This window comes from Candidatus Methylomirabilota bacterium (assembly GCA_027293415.1).
Lineage (GTDB): Bacteria > Methylomirabilota > Methylomirabilia > Methylomirabilales > CSP1-5 > CSP1-5.
This window is the reverse complement of record JAPUFX010000080.1, coordinates 1-3,071: the sequence shown is the minus strand read 5'-3', so window position 1 is coordinate 3,071 and position 3,071 is coordinate 1. Positions and strand designations below refer to the sequence as shown.

Genomic DNA, 3,071 nt, shown 5'->3' with positions numbered 1-3,071 from the left:
CTTGTATCGCTCCCAGAGCGGTTCCCTGACCCTGAAATCATTTCCAAGCATTTACCGAGCTATACCAAGCACGGCTTGATCCTCGATCAAGGGGAGGAGGGAGCCTGTACCGGGTTCGGTCTGGCAGCCATGATCAACTATCTCCTTTGGAGGGGAAGCATAGGGACGAGGCGGAAAGTGGAACGGGTCAGCCCGCGTATGCTCTACCACTTGGCCCGAACCTACGATGAATGGCCAGGCGAAGATTATGAGGGCTCGAGCTGCCGGGGGGCCATGAAGGGTTGGCATCGCCACGGTGTATGCTCGGATGCGCATTGGCCTTACCGTTCGAAGGGTCAGGTCAAGTTCATTAAGCCAAAGGAGGGTTGGCAGCAGGATGCTGCAAAGCGCCCTCTAGGTGCATACTATCGCGTCAAGAAGGATTCCATTGCGGACATGCAAGCAGCGATCTACGAGGTCGGGGCGATTTATGTATCGGCAACGGTCCACGAGGGTTGGTTCCTGGATTCCCACTCGAAGTTGCCGATCATTACCATGGTTCCTGGCGAGACCGGTGGGCACGCCTTTGCCATGGTCGGATACACACCGGAAGGCTTCATCGTGCAGAACTCCTGGGCCGAGGATTGGGGATACCGGGGGTTCGCCATCATGACCTACCCGGATTGGGTGCAACACGGTGCGGACGCCTGGGTGGCCGTACTCGGGGCGCCGATGGCTGTGCAGATTGAGGACCGGACCCGGAGCAGCATGTCTCTCAGGGATGTGGCCGACGGAAAGGCAACGTGGTTCTGGCGCTCAGACCGTGTAACCCTAGAGTACACATACCAAAACGAGGCGGTCCAACCGTTGAGCGAGAGCAGCGCATATGGACACACCATGGTGCTCGGCAACAATGGGCGTCCACTCAATCGCTTCCTCGATTTAGAGGACGCGAGCAGCGCGGTGAGGGAAACGGCGCTGACGCTGCCGCTAGATTGGCTGGGCGAACAACGTGCACCCAAGCTCGCCATCTACGCTCACGGTGGCTTAAATCACGAAGAAGGCTCCATCAGACGAATCCGGGTGCTCGCCCCTTATTTCCGGGAGAACGGCATCTACCCCTTGTTCGTGACCTGGCGAACGGGGTTCATGGATAGCGTGGTGGGGATGCTCGAAGACGTTGTGGAACGATTCTTTACCCCCCAAGGGGTCGAGCCATCGTGGGGGTGGTTTGCGGATGTCAAGGAGCAGATCAAGGAAGCGAGAGATCGCGCCATCGAGGTCGCGTGTGAGCAACTCTTGGTGAAAGCGGTCTGGATGCAGATGAAGCAAAACGCCGAGGCCGCGGCGGACCGCGACGCCGGACTTACCCTTTTGACCAATCACCTCAGCACACTGAAGGATCGACTCCCCAAGCTGGAGATTCATCTCATCGGACACTCCGCGGGATCCATCCTTCTCGGCTACTTGTTAGACAGCTTTGCTGACAAAAAGCTGAAGGTCTCTACGCTCACCCTGTATGCTCCGGCATGCACGGTCGGATTTGCCCTTCGGTATTACGCTCTTGCGGTACAGAAGAAAGTTTTGTCAAACAGCGACATGTACTTCGACATCTTGAGTGACGAGAGGGAGCAGGCTGACTCCGTAGGGCCATATGGAAAGTCCCTCCTCTACCTGGTCAGCCGAGCCCTTGAAATTGCCCACAAGATGCCACTTCTCGGTTTGGAAGGGGCGTGGCGCGAGGAGGCCGAGACACCAGATATGTGGAATCGTGACACGCTCATTGATGTAACAAACTGGAGGAAATTTGCAAAATCCGAGGTCGGGTTGAAAGTCCACACCAAGGGCCGCACGAAAGTCTCTGACGGACAAGAGTTTATCCCGTTGGCCCACGGGTCCTTCGACAACGATGTGGAGGTTGTGACTGCAACTCTAGAGCGGATCCGTGGCGATAAACTGCGCGCAAAGGTCGAGAACCTTCACGGTTTTTAGGCTGCATTCGGTACACGTCCAATGTGTTAGATCAGGTCAGGGTCAGAATCAGCCCCGGGCCCTCTCCGGCACACACCTTGCACCGCCTTCCCGCAGCTACCGTAGTTTGGAAAAAGGCGGAAATATGGAGGGGGTGCGAGCAAAGGTCAGGCGCCTGGAGCTAACAAATGAAAGGTCACCCCTCTGGGCCTGGGAGCCCACTGCGCCTTTCACCGTGCTCACCGTTTCAGGTGACACAATTGAGTTTCCTCCGTACAGCGTTCCGGCTCGCTCCGTTCAGTCAGCTGTAGCCTACTCGGTCAAGCTCCCCGGCCTGGGTCGAATACCCTGGACGATAGCCTTGCGTCTGCGGACGCAAGATGGGATCTACGACCTCCTGGTGGACGCGAAAGTTTTTCGTTCCCTCCATTTCCCGTTCCCCGTACGGCACGACGAGGCTCAGATGTTTCCCCTTTATATTGATCGAGCAATCAAAGTCTTGCTTTTGGCTCTCGCAGCCGCAATTGCTCTCTTTTTACTATACTCCTGACGTATTGGTCGAAGAGTGGGGTTGGGAATCAGGTCTTGAATCTTGACAGTAGCGGAAGTATGGACCCGGGGTGAACCATCGCCCCCGGCCCACCGCAGGCACAATCGACGGCGCACCAAACACTCAGACGCCTTCCTGGAAATTTAAAGGCCCGGGAAGGCGTTTTCCTTTCACAAACGGGGAAGGATAGCTTAAAATCTATCGAGAGAGAGATGGAGCAGGAAATGTGGGGGAGTGACGCGATGACCATGACTCACTGGTCCTGTACGCGACGCGGTTTCCTTGGTCGACTCGCCGTGGGCGCGGTGGCGTTTAGTATGCCTGGGGCGTTTGCCGAAGCATTGGTGCGGACGCCGCGGCAAACCGAGGGTCCGTTTTATCCCAACAGACTTCCGCTGGACACTGATAACGATCTGCTGGTCATCAACGACGCGATCACGCCTGCCGTGGGCGAGATCACGCATCTCAGCGGAAAAATCCTCGACGCGCGTGGAGAACCCGTGAGGAACGGCGTCGTCGAGATCTGGCAAGTAGACAAGCATGGCGCCTATCTCCATCCCGTCAGCGCCAA

General features: G+C 57.0%; 2 protein-coding genes. Both read left to right on the top strand.

What is annotated here, in order from left to right; genetic code table 11:
- Positions 1–1,971, top strand: a 1,971-nt coding sequence (locus O6929_06250; GenBank protein MCZ6479985.1) for a C1 family peptidase, incomplete at its 5' end; no start/stop codon positions are given.
- Between the two features lie 771 nt (positions 1,972–2,742).
- On the top strand, positions 2,743–3,071 hold a 329-nt coding region (locus O6929_06245; protein ID MCZ6479984.1), incomplete at its 3' end, for an intradiol ring-cleavage dioxygenase.